Source organism: Pseudomonas sp. GW531-T4 (assembly GCF_017349615.1).
Lineage (GTDB): Bacteria > Pseudomonadota > Gammaproteobacteria > Pseudomonadales > Pseudomonadaceae > Aquipseudomonas > Aquipseudomonas chlororaphis_I.
Genome location: NZ_JACMZT010000090.1, coordinates 1 through 600 on the forward strand (window position 1 = coordinate 1; position 600 = coordinate 600).

A 600-nucleotide genomic window follows, 5' to 3' on the forward strand; every position below is an offset into this window, starting at 1 on the left:
CCCGGTGTGCCAGACGGTGGGCTATATCGCCGAAGGCCATCACACCTGGGCGGATAACCACCAAGCCACGGCGGTGGAGGGTGGCCTTGTGCAGTGCGGCTGCCCGACCGGGGCCAACCGCCTGATCGCTACTCAGCGGACGGTCTGCTCCGGGAATCAACCGACTATCCCGCTCGACAGCGATTACATCGGACCCGCGGTGATCAATACCCAGCGCTGGGCCGACGCCATTCATAAGGGGTATCCGCAGAATGAGTTTGCCGATGCGGTGCCGCGGGATCAGGTACGCGGCCTGAGCGTTGCTCACGGCAATATCGTTTCTCCGCCGCTGTCCGTGCAGGACACACAACATCTGGTGGAGCCGGGGTTTCATATCGTGCAAACGCCGATGACCCGCGCTGCGCTGGAGACGGTGCTGTTCGGCCAGGCTGATGAGGCTGTGCTGGAGAAATTCCGCCGGCTCAATCCCCAGCTATCGAGTTCTGCCAAACCTGGGCAACTTGTTGTGCTCAGTCATCCCGACAACTACCAATGCACCCGTGAAGAAGCCTTGCTGATGGAAGCGGCGGAGAAGGTCAGTGCGGCATTGGCGTCCATGAG

1 pseudogene is annotated in these 600 nt (G+C 61.7%); it reads left to right on the plus strand.

The features are described 5' to 3' along the window. A pseudogene (locus J4D28_RS30310) lies at positions 1-600 on the plus strand (PAAR domain-containing protein); the annotation flags it as partial.